The 18,406-nt window shown below is 70.2% G+C and carries 17 protein-coding genes and 1 pseudogene; 5 read left to right on the top strand and 13 right to left on the bottom strand.

What is annotated here, in order from left to right:
* Window positions 1-99 precede the first annotated feature (99 nt).
* From pbpC to ACYJSS_RS05080, 3 genes and pseudogenes are all read left to right on the top strand, one after another.
* On the top strand, window positions 100-2,454 hold the full coding sequence (gene pbpC / locus ACYJSS_RS05070) for a peptidoglycan glycosyltransferase PbpC (protein ID WP_236204300.1): 2,355 nt from the start codon (window positions 100-102) through the stop codon (window positions 2,452-2,454).
* Window positions 2,455-2,633: 179 nt separating this feature from the next.
* Window positions 2,634-3,653 (top strand): annotated as a pseudogene (locus ACYJSS_RS05075) (HAMP domain-containing protein); the annotation flags it as partial.
* Between the two features lie 138 nt (window positions 3,654-3,791).
* A complete protein-coding gene (locus ACYJSS_RS05080; protein WP_373874102.1) occupies window positions 3,792-4,520 on the top strand; it encodes a methyl-accepting chemotaxis protein in 729 nt (242 codons plus the stop codon).
* A gap of 21 nt (window positions 4,521-4,541) precedes the next feature.
* On the opposite strand, the gene ACYJSS_RS05085 is transcribed toward ACYJSS_RS05080, so the two are convergent.
* The 3 genes from ACYJSS_RS05085 to ACYJSS_RS05095 all read right to left on the bottom strand — a co-directional run bounded on the left by ACYJSS_RS05085 (window position 4,542) and on the right by ACYJSS_RS05095 (window position 7,142).
* Window positions 4,542-5,663 carry a GGDEF domain-containing protein gene (locus ACYJSS_RS05085; RefSeq protein WP_111263869.1) on the bottom strand — a complete coding sequence of 374 codons (1,122 nt, stop codon included), beginning with the start codon at window positions 5,661-5,663 and terminating at the stop codon, window positions 4,542-4,544.
* An 82-nt stretch (window positions 5,664-5,745) separates the two neighbouring features.
* Complete coding sequence (locus ACYJSS_RS05090; protein WP_236204299.1) at window positions 5,746-6,192, bottom strand: DMT family transporter; 447 nt, start codon at window positions 6,190-6,192, stop codon at window positions 5,746-5,748.
* 68 nt (window positions 6,193-6,260) lie between these two features.
* Window positions 6,261-7,142 (bottom strand): MBL fold metallo-hydrolase, encoded by an 882-nt coding sequence (locus tag ACYJSS_RS05095; RefSeq protein WP_236204298.1) that lies wholly within the window; start codon window positions 7,140-7,142, stop codon window positions 6,261-6,263.
* Window positions 7,143-7,242: 100 nt separating this feature from the next.
* Here ACYJSS_RS05095 and ACYJSS_RS05100 point away from each other — a divergent pair, with 100 nt between their 5' ends.
* Window positions 7,243-8,142 carry a LysR family transcriptional regulator gene (locus tag ACYJSS_RS05100; RefSeq protein WP_111263866.1) on the top strand — a complete coding sequence of 300 codons (900 nt, stop codon included), beginning with the start codon at window positions 7,243-7,245 and terminating at the stop codon, window positions 8,140-8,142.
* Window positions 8,143-8,300: 158 nt separating this feature from the next.
* Here ACYJSS_RS05100 and ACYJSS_RS05105 read toward each other — a convergent pair whose 3' ends face one another.
* The 9 genes from ACYJSS_RS05105 to ACYJSS_RS05145 form a co-directional block, all read right to left on the bottom strand.
* Complete coding sequence (locus ACYJSS_RS05105) at window positions 8,301-10,316, bottom strand: NADPH-dependent 2,4-dienoyl-CoA reductase (RefSeq protein WP_236204297.1); 2,016 nt, start codon at window positions 10,314-10,316, stop codon at window positions 8,301-8,303.
* A 204-nt stretch (window positions 10,317-10,520) separates the two neighbouring features.
* On the bottom strand, window positions 10,521-10,835 hold the full coding sequence (locus ACYJSS_RS05110) for a hypothetical protein (RefSeq protein ID WP_236204296.1): 315 nt from the start codon (window positions 10,833-10,835) through the stop codon (window positions 10,521-10,523).
* Between the two features lie 91 nt (window positions 10,836-10,926).
* Entirely contained in the window at window positions 10,927-11,547 is a 621-nt protein-coding gene (locus ACYJSS_RS05115; RefSeq protein WP_236204295.1) for a GrpB family protein, read from the bottom strand.
* Between the two features lie 20 nt (window positions 11,548-11,567).
* A complete protein-coding gene (locus ACYJSS_RS05120) occupies window positions 11,568-12,071 on the bottom strand; it encodes a GNAT family N-acetyltransferase (RefSeq protein ID WP_236204294.1) in 504 nt (167 codons plus the stop codon).
* A gap of 9 nt (window positions 12,072-12,080) precedes the next feature.
* Window positions 12,081-12,641 (bottom strand): DUF4136 domain-containing protein, encoded by a 561-nt coding sequence (locus ACYJSS_RS05125; RefSeq protein WP_236204293.1) that lies wholly within the window; start codon window positions 12,639-12,641, stop codon window positions 12,081-12,083.
* Between the two features lie 159 nt (window positions 12,642-12,800).
* On the bottom strand, window positions 12,801-13,421 hold the full coding sequence (locus ACYJSS_RS05130) for a DUF4136 domain-containing protein (RefSeq protein WP_236204292.1): 621 nt from the start codon (window positions 13,419-13,421) through the stop codon (window positions 12,801-12,803).
* A 35-nt stretch (window positions 13,422-13,456) separates the two neighbouring features.
* Window positions 13,457-14,221, bottom strand: coding sequence for a methyltransferase domain-containing protein (locus tag ACYJSS_RS05135; protein ID WP_236204291.1), 765 nt, complete (start codon window positions 14,219-14,221; stop codon window positions 13,457-13,459).
* Window positions 14,218-14,523: a nucleotide pyrophosphohydrolase gene (locus ACYJSS_RS05140; protein ID WP_111262031.1), complete on the bottom strand. Its 306-nt coding sequence runs from the start codon at window positions 14,521-14,523 to the stop codon at window positions 14,218-14,220. The genes ACYJSS_RS05135 and ACYJSS_RS05140 overlap by 4 nt, the downstream gene beginning before the upstream one ends.
* A 60-nt stretch (window positions 14,524-14,583) precedes the next feature.
* Window positions 14,584-15,441: a MaoC family dehydratase gene (locus ACYJSS_RS05145; protein ID WP_236204290.1), complete on the bottom strand. Its 858-nt coding sequence runs from the start codon at window positions 15,439-15,441 to the stop codon at window positions 14,584-14,586.
* A gap of 184 nt (window positions 15,442-15,625) precedes the next feature.
* On the opposite strand from ACYJSS_RS05145, the gene ACYJSS_RS05150 reads away from it, so the two are divergent.
* A complete protein-coding gene (locus ACYJSS_RS05150; protein ID WP_236204420.1) occupies window positions 15,626-16,627 on the top strand; it encodes an AraC family transcriptional regulator in 1,002 nt (333 codons plus the stop codon).
* Window positions 16,628-16,903: 276 nt separating this feature from the next.
* On the opposite strand, the gene ACYJSS_RS05155 is transcribed toward ACYJSS_RS05150, so the two are convergent.
* Window positions 16,904-18,259 carry a 3-oxoacyl-ACP reductase gene (locus ACYJSS_RS05155; protein WP_111262028.1) on the bottom strand — a complete coding sequence of 452 codons (1,356 nt, stop codon included), beginning with the start codon at window positions 18,257-18,259 and terminating at the stop codon, window positions 16,904-16,906.
* Window positions 18,260-18,406 lie beyond the last annotated feature (147 nt).

Genomic DNA, 18,406 nt, shown 5'->3' on the forward strand with positions numbered 1-18,406 from the left:
CGCGCCGCTTATTCGCAGGATGGGTAGCGCGAAGCGAAACCCATCACCAGGCCGCCTCGAAGCGACCTGTCGCACCGTCCCACTTCGGAGCCCTCATTCTTGTCGTTCCCCTCCACCTTGCACCGTGCCCGCCGCCTGCTGAAGCGCCGCTGGGTCGCGTTGCCGCTGCTGCTCCTGGTGCTGCTCGGGTGCGCCGACCGGCTGTTCCCGCTGCCCCTGCCGGCGGACGACCGGGCGCGGGTGGTGCTGGCGGAGGACGGCACGCCGCTGTGGCGCTTCGCCGATGCCGAGGGCGTGTGGCGCTACCCGATCACGCCGCGACAGGTCTCGCCCTACTACCTGGAGGCGCTGCTCACCTACGAGGATCGCTGGTTCTACCGCCATCCCGGGGTCAACCCGCTGGCCCTCGGCCGCGCCGCCTGGCAGAACCTCGCCGGTGGGCGCGTGCTGTCCGGCGGCAGCACCCTGTCGATGCAGGTGGCGCGCCTGCTCGACCCGCACCCGCGCACCCTCGGCGGCAAGCTGCGCCAGCTGTGGCGCACCCTGCAGCTGGAGTGGCACCTGTCCAAGGACGAGATCCTCACCCTCTACCTCGACCGCGCGCCCTTCGGCGGCACCCTGCAGGGCGTGGCGGCGGCGAGCTGGAGTTACCTGGGCAAGCCGCCCTCGACGCTGACTCGCGCCGAAGCGGCGCTTCTCGCGGTGTTGCCCCAGGCGCCGAGCCGGCTGCGCCCGGACCGCCACCCGCAACGCGCCACCGCCGCCCGGGACAAGGTGCTGCGCCGACTCGCCGAATACGGGGTATGGCCCCAGGCGGCGGTGGACGAGGCGCTGGAGGAGCCGGTGCTGCTGGCGCCGCGCCAGGAGCCGCGCCTTGCGCCCCTGCTGGCGCGCCGCCTCAACCGCCCCGGCAGCCCGCAGCTGATCCGCACCACCCTCGACGCCAACCTGCAGCGGCGCCTGGAAGACCTGCTGCTGGGCTGGCGCGTGCGCCTGCCGGAGCGCACCTCGGCGGCGATCCTGGTGGTGGAGCACTCGAGCATGGCGGTGCGTGCCTACCTCGGCTCCGTGGAGATGGACGACGCCCGTCGCTTCGGCCATGTCGACATGGTCGGTTCCCTGCGCTCGCCGGGCTCCACCCTCAAGCCCTTCCTCTATGGCATGGCCCTGGACGCCGGGCTGATCCACTCCGAATCCCTGCTGCAGGACGTGCCGCGTCGCTATGGCGACTACCGCCCCGGCAACTTCTCCACGGGCTTCAGCGGCCCGGTGGCGGCCAGCGAGGCGCTGGCCACCTCCCTCAACCTGCCCGCCGTGCAACTGCTGGAAGCCTACGGGCCGAAGCGCTTCGCCGGCGAACTGCGCAGTGCGGGCCTGCCGCTGGTGCTGCCGGTCGGCGCCGAGCCCAGCCTGGCGCTGATCCTCGGCGGCGCCGGTGCGCGGCTGGAGGACCTGGTGGGGGCCTACGCCGCCTTCGCCCGCCAGGGCCGCGCTGCGGCGCCGCGCCTGCAACCCGACGACGCCCTGCGTGAGAAGCGCCTGCTGTCCCCCGGCGCGGCCTGGATCGTGCGGCGCATCCTGTCCGGCCAGTCGCGCCCGGACCGCGACCCGCAGGCGCTGCCGCCGCTGCGCCCGGCGCTGGCGGTGAAGACCGGCACCAGCTACGGCTTCCGTGACGCCTGGGCCATAGGCGTGGGGCCGCGCTACCTGGTCGGCGTGTGGATCGGCCGCCCCGACGGCACGCCGGTGCCTGGCCAGTTCGGCCTGGCCTCGGCGGCGCCGCTGCTGGTGCAGGTGCACGACGTGCTGGTCAACCGCGACGCCCAGCGCGGCAGCGCCCAGCCACTGGACGACAAGCCCGACTCGGTGGGCATCGCCGCCATCTGCTGGCCCCTGGGCCAGTCGCTGCCTCGCGATGACGCCAATTGCCGTCGCCAGCGCCTGGCCTGGACCCTCGATGGCACCGTTCCGCCGACCCTGCAGGCGGCCGACCAGCCGCTGGGCCTCGGCCTGCGCCAGAGCGTGTGGCTGGATGCGCGCGGGTTGCGCACCGCCCCCGGCTGCCCGGGCGCCAGCGCCCATGAGCTGGCGTTGTGGCCGGCACCGCTGGAGCCCTGGCTGCCCCGTCGCGAGCGTCGGTCGGCGCGGCTGCCGGCGGTCGCGCCGGACTGCCCGCCACCCTTGCCGCCGGCGGCCGCTGCGCTGTCCATCGTCGGCCTGCGCGCCGGCGACCAGTTGCGCCGCCCCGCCGCCAGTGCCGGGCCGCTTCGGGTACGCCTCTCGGCGCTGGGCGGCAGCGGCCGGCGCTGGTGGTTCCTGGATGGCCGGCCCCTGGGCGAGACGGCGGCGGACGCGGCGTTCGACCAGGTGCTCGACGAGGTCGGCCGGCACCAGCTGAGCCTGCTTGACGAGGCGGGCGCTACCGCTCGTCTGGAGTTCAGCGTGATCGAATGAGTTTGGACTCAAGTAGGAATAGGCCTTGGGCGATAAGAGCTTGTACATTTCAACAAGATGAATTGTCCGCTTCTCTGTATACAATCTGCCGCCGCCTTCACCGAGCCCCTATAAAAATTCCAGGAGACAACTCCATGCGCCTCTGGCAACGCAGCATTCAGTGGCAGCTGATCCTCAGCATGGGCGCGGCCCTGCTGGCCAGCATCCTCATCGTGGTGGGGATCTACTCCGCCGTGGTCAACCGCCTCACCGACCGCTACCTGGTGGGGGAAGCGCTGCCCAAGAGCACGCTGGCGATCCGCAACGACCTCGAGCGGGTACTGGCCGAGCCGCTCACCGCCGCCCAGGGCATCGCCCGGAACAGCCTGGTTCACGACTGGCTGGGCGCCGGCGAGGACCCGGCCCGGCAACAGGACTTCGTCCGCTATCTGTCCGGCGTGCAAGCGCAGCAGAAGGCGCTGACCACCTTCCTGGTGGGGCTGGACTCGGGCAACTACTACACCGACAAGGGCCTCAACCGCACGCTCACCCGCGGGCCCCAGGAGAACAACTGGTTCTATGGCTTCGTCGACGGCAGCAAGGACCGCTCGCTGGACATCGACGTCGACGCCAGCACCCACCAGCCGACCCTGTTCATCAACCAGCGCGTCTCCGCCGGTGGCAAGACCCTGGGCGTCGCCGGGCTGGGCTACAGCCTCAGCGGCATGAGCGACCTGATCCGCAACTTCCGCTTCGGCGAGAACGGCCGCGTCTACCTGGCCAGCGCCGACGGCAAGGTGAAGATCCACCCGCAATCCGAGTTCAACGACACCCGCACGCTGCAGGAGCTGACCAGCGCCGACGCGGCCCGCCAGTTGCTGGCCGGCGAAGGCAAGGCCGTGACCTTCGAGCGTGACGGCGAGGTCTTCCTGGCCCTGGCCCAGCCGCTGCAGTCCATCGACTGGGTGCTGGTGAGCGAGGTGCCCGAGGCGGAAATCTACGGCGACGCGCGCCAGGCCCTGGTGATGACCAGCCTGGTGGGCATCGGCGTGGCGCTGCTGTTCCTGGTGCTGGTGGTGTTCCTCGCCCGGGGGCTGGTGCGGCCGATCCGCCAGGTGACCTCCGCGCTGGTGGAGATCGGCGGTGGCGGCGGCGACCTGACCCGCCGCCTGGACGACAACCGCGCCGACGAACTGGGCGACCTGGCCCGTGGCTTCAACCGTTTCCTCGAAGGCCAGCGCAGCCTGATCGGCGAGGTGCTGGCCACCAGCCAGAGCCTGCGCACCGCCGTCGGCCAGGTGACCACGGTGGTGGAGAACACCGCCGGGCGCGCCGGGCAGCAGCAGGAGATGACCGACATGGTCGCCACCGCCGTCCACGAGATGGGCCTGACGGTGCAGGAGATCGCCCGCAATGCCGGCAACGCCGCCCTCAGTTCGCAGCAGGCCCGCGACGAGGCCCTGCAGGCGCGCAAGGTGGTGGGCGAGTCCATCGGCCATATCGAGAAGATGTCCGGGGAGATCGGCGGCGCGGCGGGCGCCGTCACCGAGCTGGCCAACCAGGTGGCGTCCATCGACCAGGTGCTGGCGGTGATCCGCGGCATCTCCGAGCAGACCAACCTGCTGGCGCTGAACGCGGCGATCGAGGCGGCACGCGCCGGCGAGATGGGCCGTGGCTTCGCCGTGGTGGCGGACGAGGTGCGCACGCTCGCCAGCCGCACCCAGTCCTCCACCGACGAGATCCAGCAGATGATCCAGCGCCTGAAGTCGGGCGCCGAGACGGCGGTGACCTCCATGCACGCCGGGCAGTCGGCCACCGGCACCGGCGTCGAGGCCAGCCAGCGCACCGGCACGTCCCTGGCGGCGATCACCGAGCAGGTGGAGAAGATCAGCGACATGAACCACCAGGTGGCGGCCGCCACCGAGGAGCAGTCCTCGGTCACCGAGGAGATCAACCGCAACGTCCAGGGCATCGCCGACCTGGCCAGCGCCACCGCAGGCGAGGTACGCGCCTGCCGCGAGGATTGCCAGGTGCTCAGCCGCCTGGCCGACGACCTGGCCCGGCAGATGGGCAGCTTCCGTCTCTGACGGGCCGCCCGGTGGGGAGGGTCAGGCCGTTTCCAGGCGGTCGCGGCCCTTTTCCTTGGCCTGGTACAGCGCGTCGTCCACGCGCTTGAAGAAGGCTTCGGCATCGCCGTCGCGCTGCGCGTCGTAGCAGCCGACGCCGAGGCTGGCGGTGAGCGGCAAGCGCTCGCCCTTGAGCACCAGGCCCTTGGCCGCCAGGTCGCGGCGGAAATCCTCGGCCAGCTTGGACGCCTGCTTCAGCCCGGTGTCGGGCATCAGCACGCCGAACTCCTCGCCCCCCAGGCGCAGCAGCGCATCGCTGTCGCGGCGGAACACCTCGCGCATGCGCTCGGCGAACTGCTGCAGGCACTGGTCACCCATGGCGTGGCCGTGCTCGTCGTTGATGCGCTTGAAGAAGTCGATGTCCAGCAGCACCAGCGACAGCGGCGAGTCCTGGCGCGAGGCGGTGGCGACCATGGCCGGGAACAGGTTGTTGAACTGGTAGCGGTTGCCCAGCTGGGTGAGACCGTCGGTGCGGCTCAGGGCGTCCAGGCGCTGGCGCTGTTCCAGCAGTTGCAGCTCCAGCTTCACGGTGCCCAGGTATTCGCGGTGGCTGCGCGACAGCGCCAGCACCAGGTAGCTGAGGTAGAAGGCCAGGGTCACCAGCTCGGCCCGCTGCGGCTCGGGGTGGATGCCCAGGGCGATCAGGCCCGGCAGGTAGAGCAGCAGGATGGCGACCACGGCGCGGCGCCGGCGCATGGCGAAGTTGAAGGCCATGGCGGTGCTGAAGGCGATGGTGCTGAGGGTGGCGATGATCCGCGAGTCGGCGAAGTCGGGGGTCAGCAGCACCCAGGCGTGGGCCAGGCCCCAGGCCAGGCAGGTGGCGAGGATCAGCGTCCAGTGGCGGTTGAGCCAGCCCAGCAGCTCCAGCTCCGAGCCGTTCTTCGGCGGTACGTGGAGGACGCGCGCGGCCAGCATCAGGCCGAAGAACAGGGTGCCGGCGAGGCCGAGGCCGAGGTCGTGCAGGGGCGTCGCGCTGAACAGCCAGGCCAGCACCCAGGCCAGCAGGTAGTAGAGGCCACCGAGGCGCGTGCGGATGCGGGTGTCCTGGATCTCGCGCCAGAGGGCGAAACCCTCGGGGTGTTGCGGCAGCTCTGCGTCAGTCATGTGCTGTGATCACAAATACGGCTGGGTCGGCAGAGCTTATCGCGTTCCTCGGCCGATAGCAGCACATGGCTATCGCAGTTCGTCAGCCGCGGCGGATCATCCACACGCCGCCGATGATCAGCACCATCCCGGCGATCTTGCCGAGGCTGATGGGCGCCTCGCGGTAGCCGACCCAGCCGTAGTGATCGAGCACCAGGGCCATGCTCAGCTGGCCGGCGAGGACCAGGGCCATGAACAGCATGGCGCCGATGCGGGGGCCGGCGAAGGCGGCGGTGGCGATGAACACGGCGCCCAGCAGGCCACCGCTCCAGTGCCACCAGGTGAGCCCCTTCAGTGCCGCGAAGCTGGGCAGCTCGCGCTGCACCGTGGCCACGGCGAAGAGCGCCACCGTGCCCACCAGGAAGGAAATCAGCGCGGCGCTCATGACGCTGGACACCTGCTTCGACAGCAGGCCGTTGATACCGGCCTGCAACGGCAGGAAGGCACCGGCGATGAAGGGCAGGGCAAGCAGCCACCAGGCACTGGGCATGGGTATCTCCTGTTCTCGGGGGGCGCACAGTATGCCGCCCGCCCCCCGGGCTGTCGCCCGTCAGCGCATCAGGGCCACTGCATCTCGCCCTTGAGCACCTTGGCGCTGAGCTCCAGGTCGGCCTCGCCGGCCAGGCCCGGGTAGCGCTTCTTCATGGCGGTGATCAGCGCGGCGGCGTCCTTGGCCTTGGGCAGTTCCTGCTCCAGCGCCTTCAGGTAGTCGCGGGTGAAGTGCAGGTCGCCGAGACCGGCGGCGCGCTCGCCCAGGTAGTGGCCGGGGATCACCTGCTCGGGTTTGAGCGCTTCGATGCGATCCAGCGCGGCGACCCAGTTGCGGCGCGATTCGACGCTCTGCGAGTCGGCGGTCCACACGTGCATGTTGCCGCTCACCAGTACGCCGCCCAGCTGGGTGCGCAGCGAGGGCACCCACAGGCTGGTGTGGGCCGGGTCGGCGCTGTCCAGGCCGATCACTTCGATGCGCTGGCCTTCCAGCTCCAGGCTGTCGCCTTCCAGCGGCTTCGGCACCACCAGGGTCTTGGGCGCGCCGTCCTTGAGGATCGGGCCCCAGTAGGCGAGCTTCAGGTCCTTGGTGGCCTGGATGTGCTCGATGGTCGGCGCGGTGGCCAGCACCTCGGCCTCGGGGAAGGCGCGCACCAGGGTGTCCAGGCCGAAGTAGAAGTCCGGGTCGCCGTGGCTGATGAAGATGGTGGTCAGGCGCTTGCCGCTGGCCTGGATGCGGCGCACCAGTTCGTCGGCCTCGTGGCTGGAGAACTGCGCGTCCACCAGCAGGGCGTCGTGCTCGCCGAGGATCAGCGACGAGGTGACCGGGAACACGGCCTTGTCGCCGGGGTTGTAGACCTGCAGTTGCAGGGGCTGGGCCAGGGCGCTGCCGGTGGCGGCGATCAGGGCGGCGCCGGCCAGCAGGCGGCGCAGGGAAGCGAAGGGGGCCATTGCGAAATCCTCGATGGAAGAGGCGCTCAGGATAGTTGCTCGGAATGCAGCTAAAAACGCCATAATCCGCACTTGTTTGTTGCACATTCCGAGCGTTCCTATGGACCGGATAACCGCCATGCGGGTCTTCGTCGAGGTGGTGGAGCGGGGCAGCCAGACCGCCGCCGCCGAAGCCCTGGAAATGTCACGGGCGATGGTCTCGCGCCATCTCGCCGCACTCGAGGAGTGGGCCGGCGCGCGGCTCCTGCACCGCAGCACCCGGCGCCTCAGCCTGACCGGCACCGGCGAGCAGATGCTGCCGCAGTGTCGTGAGCTCTGTGCCCTGGCCGAGGCCATGCAGCACCTGGGCCGGGACAGCCGCGAGGCGCCGCGCGGTCGCTTGCGCGTCACCTGCAGCCAGTCCTTCGCGCAGGCCTGGCTGGTGCACGAGATCGGCCGCTTCCAGGTGCGCTGCCCGGGCGTGAGCGTCGACCTGCTGGTCAGCAGCCAGGCGGTGAACCTGATCGAGGAGCGCGTGGACCTGGCCCTGCGCATCACCAACCAGCTCGACCCCAACCTGGTGGCCCGTAAGCTCGCCACCTGCCGCTCGGTGGTCTGCGCCACCCCGGCCTACCTCGCCCGCCACGGCTTGCCGCGCAGCCCTGAGGACCTCGCCCGGCACAACTGCCTGACCTACTCCTTCTTCGGCCGCAGCCTCTGGGCCTTCTTCCGCGACGGCGAACCCTGCGCGGTGCCGGTGGACGGCAGCCTCAGCGCCAATGAGTCCATGGTGCTGCTGGAGGCTACCCTGGCCGACCAGGGCATCAGCCTGCAGCCGCGCTACTCGGTGGCCGCGCACCTGCGCTCCGGCGCCCTGGTGCCCCTGCTGCCGGGCTACGAGCCCCAGGAGCTGGGCATCTACGCCCTCTACGGCACCCGCCGGCAGATGCCCGCCGCCCTGCGTCTGCTGCTCGACCACCTGGCCGAACGCCTGCAGGACGACCCCGACTGGGATTTGTGAGCCCGTGCTACATGGCCATTGGCAGCGGGCTCTTGTGGGAGCGGATTCATCCGCGAAAGGCGTTGCCGGTTGCACTCGACCTGCATGCTGCTGATGGCGGCTCTCGTAGGATGGCGTAGAGCGAAGCGAAACCCATCGAGCGGAGTGGCAGGCTGCCCCTAGAGCCGCGCCGCCAACTCCGCGCCTTCGCGTATCGCCCGCTTGGCGTCCAGCTCGCCAGCGCGGCGGGCGCCGCCGATCAGGTGCAGGCGCAGGTGGTCGGAGCCCTGCACCGGTTGCAGCTCGCACAGCGGCTCCTGGCCGGCGCAGATCACCACGTTATCCACAGGCAGCACCTGTTCCCGGCCCTCGATCTCGATATGCAGGCCGTCATTGTCGATGCGCCGGTAGGCGACCCCGCCGAGCATGTGCACGCCGTTGCGCGCCAGGTGGGCGCGGTGCACCCAGCCGCTGGTCTTGCCCAGGCCGCTGCCGAGGGCGCCGGACGTGCGTTGCAGCAGCCAGATTTCCCGCTGTGGCGTGGCTGGCTCGGCGGCCACCAGGCCGCCCGGCGTGCTGCCGCCGAGGTCGATGCCCCACTCAGCGCGCCACTGTTCCGGGCTGGGGCTGCGCCCGTGAAGCAGGTAGGCGGCGAGGTCGAAGCCGATGCCACCCGCGCCGATCAGCGCCACCCGGTGGCCCACCGGGGCGCCCTGCAGCACCTGCAGGTAGCTCAGCACCTTGGCATGGTGGATGCCCTCGATGGCCGGCAGGCGTGGGCGCACGCCGGTGGCGACTATCACGTCGTCGTAGTGGCCGCTGAGCTCGCCGGGGGCGATGCGCCGGCCCAGCACCAGCTCCACGCCCAGGCGCTGCAGGCGGGTGCGGAAGTAGCGCAGGGTCTCGGCGAATTCCTCCTTGCCGGGAATGCGTCGGGCCAGGTCGAACTGCCCGCCGATGGTGTCGGCAGCCTCGAACAGGGTGACCCGGTGCCCGCGCTCGGCGGCCACGCAGGCGGCGGAGAGCCCCGCCGGGCCGGCACCGACCACGGCGATGCGCTTGTGCTGGCGGGCGCGGGAATAGCGCAGCTCGGTCTCGTGGGCGGCGCGCGGGTTGACCAGGCAGCTGGCGCGGCGATTGGCGAAGGCGTGGTCGAGGCAGGCCTGGTTGCAGGCGATGCAGGTGTTGATCTCCTCGCTCCTGCCGGCGGCGGCCTTGGCCACGAACTGCGGGTCGGCCAGCAGCGGGCGGGCCATGGACACCAGGTCCGCCTGGCCGCTTGCGACGATGGCCTCGGCCAGCTCCGGGGTGTTGATGCGGTTGCTGGCGATCAGCGGGATACGCAGCTCCTTGCGCAGCCGCGCGGTGACCTCGACGAAGGCGCCGCGGGGCACCGAGGTGACGATGGTCGGCACCCGCGATTCGTGCCAGCCGATGCCGGTGTTGAGCAGGGTGAGGCCGGCGTCCTGCAGGGCGAGGGCGATCGCGCGCACCTCCTCCCAGGTGTTGCCGCCTTCCACCAGGTCCAGCAGCGACAGGCGGTAGCCGAGGATGAAGCGCTCGCCGGCCATGCGGCGGATGCGCCGGACGATCTCCAGCGCCAGGCGCATGCGGTTCTCCAGGCTGCCGCCCCAGCGGTCGCGGCGCTGGTTGGTGCGCGGGCAGAGGAACTGGTTGAGCAGGTAGCCCTCGCTGCCCATCACCTCGACGCCGTCATAGGCCGCCGCCTTGGCCAAGCGTGCGCAGCGCACGAAGGCGCGGATGGTCTTCTCGATGCCGCGCTCGCTCAGCTCCCGCGGGGCGAACCAGCTGATGGGCGACTTGACCGGCGAGGCGGAGACCACCAGCGGGTGATAGCCGTAGCGCCCGGCATGGAGGATCTGCAGCAGGATGCGTCCACCTTCCGCGTGCACCGCCTGGGTCAGGCGCCGGTGCGCGGGCACTTCCATGCCGCCGGTGAGGCTGCTGCCCAGGGGCAGCAACCAGCCCTCGCGGTTGGGGGCGAAACCGCCGGTGATGATCAGCCCCACGCCGCCCCGGGCGCGCTCGCGGTAGTAGGCGGCGAGCTTGCCGAAGTCCCACAGGCGGTCTTCCAGCCCGGTGTGCATCGAGCCCATCACCACGCGGTTGCGCAGCTGGACGAAGCCGAGATCGAGGGGGGACAGCAGATGCGGGTAGGGCGATGGGCTGTGCATGGGGCGCCGTCGTGGAAGGGGAACGGACCCTCACCATAGAAAGATGCGCAGGCGCGGTGAACGGCCCGGCTGACGGCATCGCCGGGCATTTCGGTCAAGGGTGGCTATGCCCGGCGTCTTCACTCAGGTGGTAGCGGATGATCTCGTCGATGCCCCGATTGGCTCGCGCCCCTGATTGGATTGGGCTGGCGGAGGCCTCCGCACTCATCCGGCGAGGAGCCGGACAATGTTCCCCAGCCCGAACAGCAGGATGACCGCCACCCACAGGCATTTGCAGACGAACGGGAAGCGGCGTGGGCGGAGTTGCAGCAGGTGCCCCCTGACGAACATCGGGTCGAGTGCGATGGCGCTGAACAGGGCGATGATGGCCAGCCATTCACAGAGGCTGCGCGCCACCCTGGACGGGCTTTCGAGGGCGGCGATGGACGGCAGGGTGATCAGCGCGTAGGTCAGGGCGAAGCCGAGAAGGCAGAGCACCGAGACGCGCTGACTGAGGTTGAGGGAATTCCATTCCAGCATGGCCACGATCCTGAGAGGGCAGCGGATCATAGGTGATGTCGCGGCACCGATTCATTTTTTTCTGCGTCAGCACCTCACTTGGCTTTCGATCTCAGCCCCTCACCGGCCCACCTTCATCGCCACCCTGAATCCCGCCCGCTTCATGCATGGCCGCCGTGGCGCGGCCGAGGATGGCGCCGACCACCTCGTCCTTGCCGGCGGTGTAGGCGTCGCGGTCGGTGGGGTAGCGCTCGGCGAGCTGGCGTTTGACCCGGGCGTATTCGGCGGCGTCCTCGGGGTGGGAGCGCAGGTGGTCGCGGAACAGCAGGTGGCGCACGGCGTTGGCCTGGGTCATCACGTGCACGTGGTGGGTACGGCCTGTGCCCTTGAGTGGCATGCCCTTGACGAAGAACAGGCGGTCGGTGGCCGGGTTGTCGTGCCAGAACTGGTAGCCGAGGGCTTCCAGCGGGGCGACCAGGCGCTGCCAGTCATAGTCGGGCGGGGGCAGCAGGAGGATGTCGATCACCGGCTTGGCGGCCAGGCCGGGGACCGAGGTGCTGCCGAAGTGCTCCAGGCGCAGGCCCGGGATCGCCAGCGCTTCGCTGATGGCGGTGGCTTCCTCGCGGTAGCGGCGGGGCCAGTCGGGGTCCGGGTCGACCACCTCGATGCGGTCGCTGTCGGCATTGCTCCAGCGGGTGTCATCGAAGGTGGGCTCATCGGCTGGCGGGGTCATCCCTGTTCCTGGCATGGCGGTCAGTCGCTCGTGGTCAGTGCGCGGTCCATCAGTACCAGGGCGACGCGGCGGCCGTCCGGGTCCTGGCGTTCGGCGATGCCGTTGAGCTGGTAGCCCAGGCGGGCATAGAGCAGCAGCCCGGCGGCGTTGGCGTTGAAGCAGGAGATGCGCAGGCGGGTGGCGTGGTAGTGCTCGCGGGCGAGGTTCTCCATGACGCCGACCAGGTACTGGGCGACGCCATGGCCCCGCGCCCAGGGCGCGACCATGAGGTTGCCGAGGGCGCAGAAATCGTTGTGCTGCCACTGGTAGAAGTTGGCGAAGCCGGCCACGCGGCCCTCCAGCAGCACCACGGTGTTGTCGCGGCGCTCGGCCATCACGGCGGCGAGCTGGCCGACGGTGAGCGGCCAGATGCCCTTGGGGTAGCAGAAGAAGAGTTCGTCGCGGTCCTGGGGGAAGCCGACGACCTCGTCGAGATCGGCGGCCTGGGCGGGGCGGTGGCTGAGGGCGGGGCTGGGTGCTGTCATCGGGGGCCGTCAGTGGGGTGGGTATTGGGCGAGGACCTTGGCGACGGTCTCGCGGATCGCGGCTTCGCGTTCGGCCGGGGTCGGCGGATCGGTACGCATGATCTGCCCGGCGCTGCCACGCCAGACCAGCTTGCCGTCCTTGCCGTCATAGAGGTCGACCTGGATCGTGGCGACCTTGTAGTCGTAGGTGCGGGTCTCGGTCATCGCCGGGCCGCCCCAGTAGTTGCCCCAGTAACCCCCCCAGTAGCCGCCGTAGCCGGTGGTCACCTGCTGCTGGCGATCGTCGACGATCAGCCAGCTCTGCACCTTGAGGTCCCCGCTCGCGCCATGGGCGGCGGGACGCAGGCCGCGCTGGTCGAGCTGCTGGGCCACGGCCTCGCGGATGCGCTGCTCGGTCAGGTCGCTCTTGATGCGCGGGTCGTCGGGGCTGTATTGCAGCGCGGGCTCCTTCCAGCTCCAGCTGCGGTAGGCGGCGAAGTCGCGGTTGCGGTCGTAGTCGCGGTTGATCTCGTAGCTCTGGCAGGCGGCCAGGAGCAGGAGGGTGGAAGCGATGAACAGACGGCGGAACATGGTTGGATCTCCTCTGCCGGAATCACTATCCAAGCGCAAGCCAGAGCGGCCGGCAAGAAGATTTCGTGCAAGCCGGCAATGGCGTGCATGTGGATCGTGACGGCGTGCGGCGGTTCCGCTTTTCGGGCCGCGAAGCGGGGGGCGCGTCGCCGTGAGGGCTCAGCGCGGCGGGTAGTTTTCCAGGGCTTCCCTGATGGCTTCGCGCAGCGCGCTGGTGCGGTCGCTGCGGCTGCCGCTGGCGTCGCTCTCGGCGCTGCCGCTCCACACCGGCTGGTTGTCGCGGGCGTCGTAGAACTCCAGGTAGACCACCGCCACTTCCTGCTCGTAGGTGCGCACCAGGGGCACGGTGGCCCAGGCGCCGTACTGGTCGCGGTAGGGGCCGTTGCCGTAGTAGGCGCCGCTGGAGTCGTCGTACTGGCGCAGGCGCTTCTCGAAACGCAGGCTGGCCGCGACCTTGAGGTCGGCGGCGGCGGGCTCGCGGGATTGGCGCAGGCCGTGCTGGTCGAGCCCGGCGTTGACGATGTCGACCATCTGCTCCGGCGTCGCCCAGCTGTTGCCGGCGGGCAGGCGGCCATTGAGCCAGGTCCAGTTGCGGTAGCGGCCGAAGTCGCGCGGCGGTGCCGGGTAGGCGGAGCGGTCGAAGGTGGTGGCCGCTTCCGGCGGGGCCGGCGGCATCGGCCTGGATTCGGCCTTGTAGGGGTTGGGGCTCTGGCAGGCGGCGAGGGCCAGCAGGGCGAGGGCGGCAAGGGCGTTGCGGGCAGCAGGGGCAGTGCGTTTCATGGGGCCTCCGTCGAGGCGAGCCCGTGGGGGCTCTCTTATTGGGGTCTGCAGATCCAGTGCAGGTACCGTCCCAGCCCCATGAAGCTCGGGTGACGACGGTGGGCCAGCTCCATTTCCAGGAGGTCGACCAGCTCGGCCTTGGCCTGGAATTCACTCGGCATGTAGTCATGGAAGACCCGCACGCCGCTCCGGGTTTCGACCTGCCACAGGCCGTCGAGTTGCCCGGCCAGCTCCCGTGGGTCCAGCGGTTGCTGCGGGGTCAGGCTCTGGCCTTCGCCGGCGAAGCGGTTGCGCCGGAGCTTGCGGAAATGGCCCTTGAGCAGGTTGCGGTAGATCAGCGCATCCCGATTGTAGAACGCCAGGGACAACCAGCCGCCCGGCGCCGTCAGCTGGTGCAGCACGGGGAGGATGGCGTGGGGCTCGGCGAGCCATTCCAGCACGGCGTGGCAGAGCACCAGGTCGTAGGGCTCGGTGAGCTGGCCGAGCAGGTCCTGCCAGGGCGCCTGGATGAAGGTGGCCTCGACGCCGGCCTCGGCGAAGCGCGCGCGGGCGCCTTCGAGCATGGGCTCGGCGGGTTCGGCGAGGGTCACCTGGTGGCCGCGCTGGGCCAGCCACAGGCTCATGTGGCCGAGGCCGGCGCCCACATCCAGCACCCGCAGCGGGCGCTCGGGCAGGGCCTCGGCGAGGTCGGCCTGGAGCACCGCCAGGCGGATGGCGCCCTTGGCGCCGCCGTAGATCTTCTCGGCGAAGCGCGTGGCGAGTTCGTCGAAGTGGCGGTCGTCGGGGGTCGGTGCGCTCATCGGACGAAGCGCCTCTCGCTGTCGGCCAGCTTGGCGCGGACCGCCTGCTCCATGTCGATGCCCAGTTCGCTGCACATCAGCAGCAGGTAGAGGACGATGTCGCCCACTTCCTGGCCGGCGTGTTCGAGCGTGTCGGCGGGCAGCTGGCGGGACTGGTCCTCGCTCAGCCACTGGAAGATCTCCACCAGCTCGGCCATCTCGACGCTGGCGGCCATGGCCAGGTTCTTCGGGCTGTGGAATGGCCGCCAATCGTTGTGGTCACGGATGGCGTGCAGGCGTTGGGTCAGTTCTGCGAGGTTCATGCGGCTCTCCTGGAGCCGCATAGCTTGGTGCGGCGGCTGGCGCCGCGCAAGCGTCGGCCGTCAGCCCTGCAGCGGGCCCCAGCTGCCGGCCATGTGCGGCAGGTCGTCCTTGCCGCGCAGGGCGAACTGGCCCTCGGCGGCGGGCGCGCTGGCCAGCAGGCGCACCTCGGCGGGCAGCAGCACCGGCTTCTGGAAGCGCACCTCCACTTCGTAGCCGGCATCGGGCAGGCGCGGGGCGAGGGCGGCCAGGGTGCGCGCCTTGTTCCACAGGCCATGGGCGATGGCGCGGGGGAAGCCGAACAGCTTGGCGGTGGGCGCCGAGAGGTGGATCGGGTTGTAGTCGCCGGCGACCTTGGCATAGCGCCGGCCGATGTCCGCCGGGGCGCGCCAGTGGTCGATCTCCTCCAGCGCCAGCGCTTCGCTTTCCGCGCGCTCGGGGGCATTGCCGTCCAGGCGCATGCCACGGAAGAGGATGCGGCTGTCACCTTCCCAGAGCAGGCCGAGCTGGTCTTCCAGGCGGGTGATCAGGCTGAAGGTCACGCCCTTGTCATGGGGGCGCAGGCCCTCCACCGCGACGCTGACGCGGAAGGGCCCGAGGCCGCCGAGTGTGCGCAATACGCGGATACGATTCTCCAGGTGCACCAGGCCCAGCAGCGGGAAGGGGAAGCGCTTGTCGGTGAGCAGCTGCATCTGCAGCGGGAACGCGAGGATGTGCGGGTAGGTGGGCGGCAGCTGGCCGTTGTCCTTGAAGCCGCAGACCTGCCGGTAGCGCGCCAGGTGCCGGGCGTCCACGTCCACCTGGCTGCGCAGGCCGAGGTCCGGCAGGGTGCGGCCGGTGGTGCCTCGGCGCAGGGCCGCGCGGGCGAACAGGCCGGGCAGGGCGGGGGGGGCAGGCAGGTCGAGCCAGTCGGTGGCCATGGGCAGTCTCCTCGTTGCGGACCGGTGCAGCTTAGCCGCCCGCAGGCGGGGTGCATTGGCCGTGGGGCAGGGGGCGCTGGCAGGCGAGTCAATCCGTCTGCAATCGCTATCCGCGCCTTGAGCGGGGGGCCTGAAGATGCATAAGATGGCCCCCGCCCCGCATAACAAGAACATTCCGAAAATGATGCGTGATCTGACCGACGACGTGGCGCTGATGCGCCCGGTGATCGACGCCCTGCGAGCCAGCGGTGCCGACCCTGACAAGGTGCTGGTGCGTGTCGGCCTGCCGCCGGGCGGGCTGCCCGCCGGCCGCTTCCCCCATGCGGCGCAGACCCAGTTCTGGAAGGCCGCCGCCGAGGAATGCGCCGAGGAACACGTCGGCCTGCACCTGGCCGGGCACCTGCCGGCCTTCCACGGGCTGCTGCTCGAATACCTCTTCCTCTCCAGCGAGACCTTCGGCGAAGGCCTGCGCCACGCCCTGCGCTACGTGCGCCTGCTGTCCGACACCCTCAACGCGCGCCTGGAGGTCGAGGGCGAGCGCGCCGTGCTTTCCCTCGGCCAGGACGCCAGCATCAACCGCCATTTCCCGGAGATGCTCGCCGGCGCGGTGATCCGCCTGTTCGATGCCCTCACCGAGGGTGATTTCAAGGCCTGCGAAGTGCAGCTGATGCACACCGAGGGCGCGGCCGCCGAGCGCTACCTGGCGGTGTACGGCTGCCCCGCGCGCCTGGGCGCCGAGCGCTACGCGCTGGTGTTCGACGCCGCGGTGCTGGACAAACCCTCGCGCCACGCCGCCCCGGAACTGCTGCGCATGCACGAATCCCTGGCCCGCCGCCAACTGGCCGAAGTGGAGCGCCTGGACCTGGTGCGCAAGGTGCGCGAGCTGATCGGCGAACTGCTGGTGGACGGCGGCGCCACCCTGGAACAGGTCGCCGCGCGCCTGAACATGCCCGCCCGCCGCCTGCGCGAACGCCTGGCCATGGCCGGCGTGCGCTTCAACGACCTGGTCACCGACTACCGCTGCCGCCTGGCCAAGGAACTGTTGCTCAAGACCGACGAGCGCATCGAAGTGATAGTCGAGCGCACCGGCTTCTCCGAACCGAGCACCTTCTACCGTGCGTTCAAACGCTGGGTGGGGGAGACGCCGGTGGAATTCCGCAGGCGGGGGAAGCCAGCAGGAAACTAGCTGGAAGCTAGAAGCTAGAAGCTAGAAGCTAGAAGCCTGAAGCTGGAAGCAGGGTTCTGCGCGTAGGGTGGGCTTCAGCCCACCGGTTACATCGCTGGTGGGCTGAAGCCCACCCTACAAGTGACAACCCGCTCCCAGCCCCCAACGCTCTTTCTTCCAGCTTCCAGCTTCCAGCTTCCAGCTATCCGAGCCCTTCAAATGCACAGGCTGGGCCACCCACTCCCAGCCACTCCGAGCTCTTACTTGCCGCTTGCAACTTGAAGCTTGCAGCTGCCTTTAGGCCCCCAACAGACTTTGCCCACACACGCGCATCACCTGCCCGGTCAGCGACCCCGAGCTGGGCTGGGCGAACCAGGCCACGGCTTCGGCGACGTCCTGGGGCAGGCCGCCCTGGCTCATGGAGTTCATGCGGCGGCCGGCTTCGCGGATGGTCAGCGGGATGGCGGCGGTCATCTGGGTTTCGATGAAGCCCGGCGCCACGGCGTTGATGGTGATGCCGCGCTTGGCCAGGGCCGGGGCCCAGGCTTGTGCCAGGCCGATCACGCCGGCCTTGCTCACCGCGTAGTTGGTCTGGCCCATGTTGCCGGCGATGCCGCTGATGGAGGCGATCAGCACCACGCGGCCGTTGTCATGCAGCTTGCCGGCGTCGAGCAGGGCCTGGGTCAGCACCTGCGGGGCGTTGAGGTTGACGTTGATCACCGAGTCCCAGAAGGCGTCGCTCATCTTCGCCAGGGTCTTGTCGCGGGTGATGCCGGCGTTGTGCACCACGATGTCGAGGCCGTCCGGCAGCGCTTCAACCAGCTGCGCGGCGGCGTCGGCGGCGCAGATGTCCAGGGCGATGCCGCGCCCGCCCAGGCGTGCGGCCAGGGCGTCGAGGGATTCCCTGGCCTGGGGCACGTCCAGCAGCACCACCTCGGCGCCATCGCGGGCGAGGGTTTCGGCGATGGCCGCGCCGATGCCGCGGGAGGCGCCGGTGACCAGCGCCCTCAGGCCATTGAGCGGGCGGCTCCAGTCCTTGACCTGGGCGCTGCTGGCCGAGAGGCGCAGCACCTGGCCGGAAACGTAGGCGCTCTTGGGCGAGAGGAAGAAGCGCAGGGCGCCTTCGAGCTGGTCCTCGGCACCCTTGCCGACGTACACCAGCTGCACGTTGCCGCCGCGGCGGATCTCCTTGCCCAGGGAGCGGGTGAAGCCTTCCAGCGAGCGCTGCACGGCGGCGGCCACGGTGTCCTTCAGCGACTCCGGCGGGCGGCCCAGGACCACCACGCGCGGGCACTTGCCCAGGCCCTTGAAGGCCGGCTGGAAGAAGTTGCGCAGCTCGATCAGCTGCTCGAAACGGGTCAGGCCGCTGGCGTCGAACACCAGCGCCTTGAGTTTGGGGCCGTGCTCGGCGGTCCAGCGGGCCAGGCCGAAGCGGCCCTCCTCGGTGGCGAAGGACTGGTCGGTGAGCTTGTTCAGCACGGTGCTGGCGGCTTCGGCCAGGGCCCCTTCACCGCCCAGCAGCAGGGCGCCATCCACCGGCCGGGTGCGGCCCGCCATCCAGCGCTCCAGGCGCATCGGCGCGGGCAGCCCGAGGGCGCCGACCAGGCGTCGGCCGGCGTTGGAGTTGGCGAAGGCGAGATAACGGTCGGACATGGGGGCAGGCTCCTGCACGCATAAGGAAGTGGGGCTCACTCTACGCAGACAACACAATCGCGCAATTGACCGTGTTGACCACTCTGTTGGCAAGGCGGCCAATGCGACGGCCAGGCGGGCGGCTAGTCTTGTGGCCAACGTTGCGCA

The organism is Pseudomonas sp. No.21, assembly GCF_054558415.1.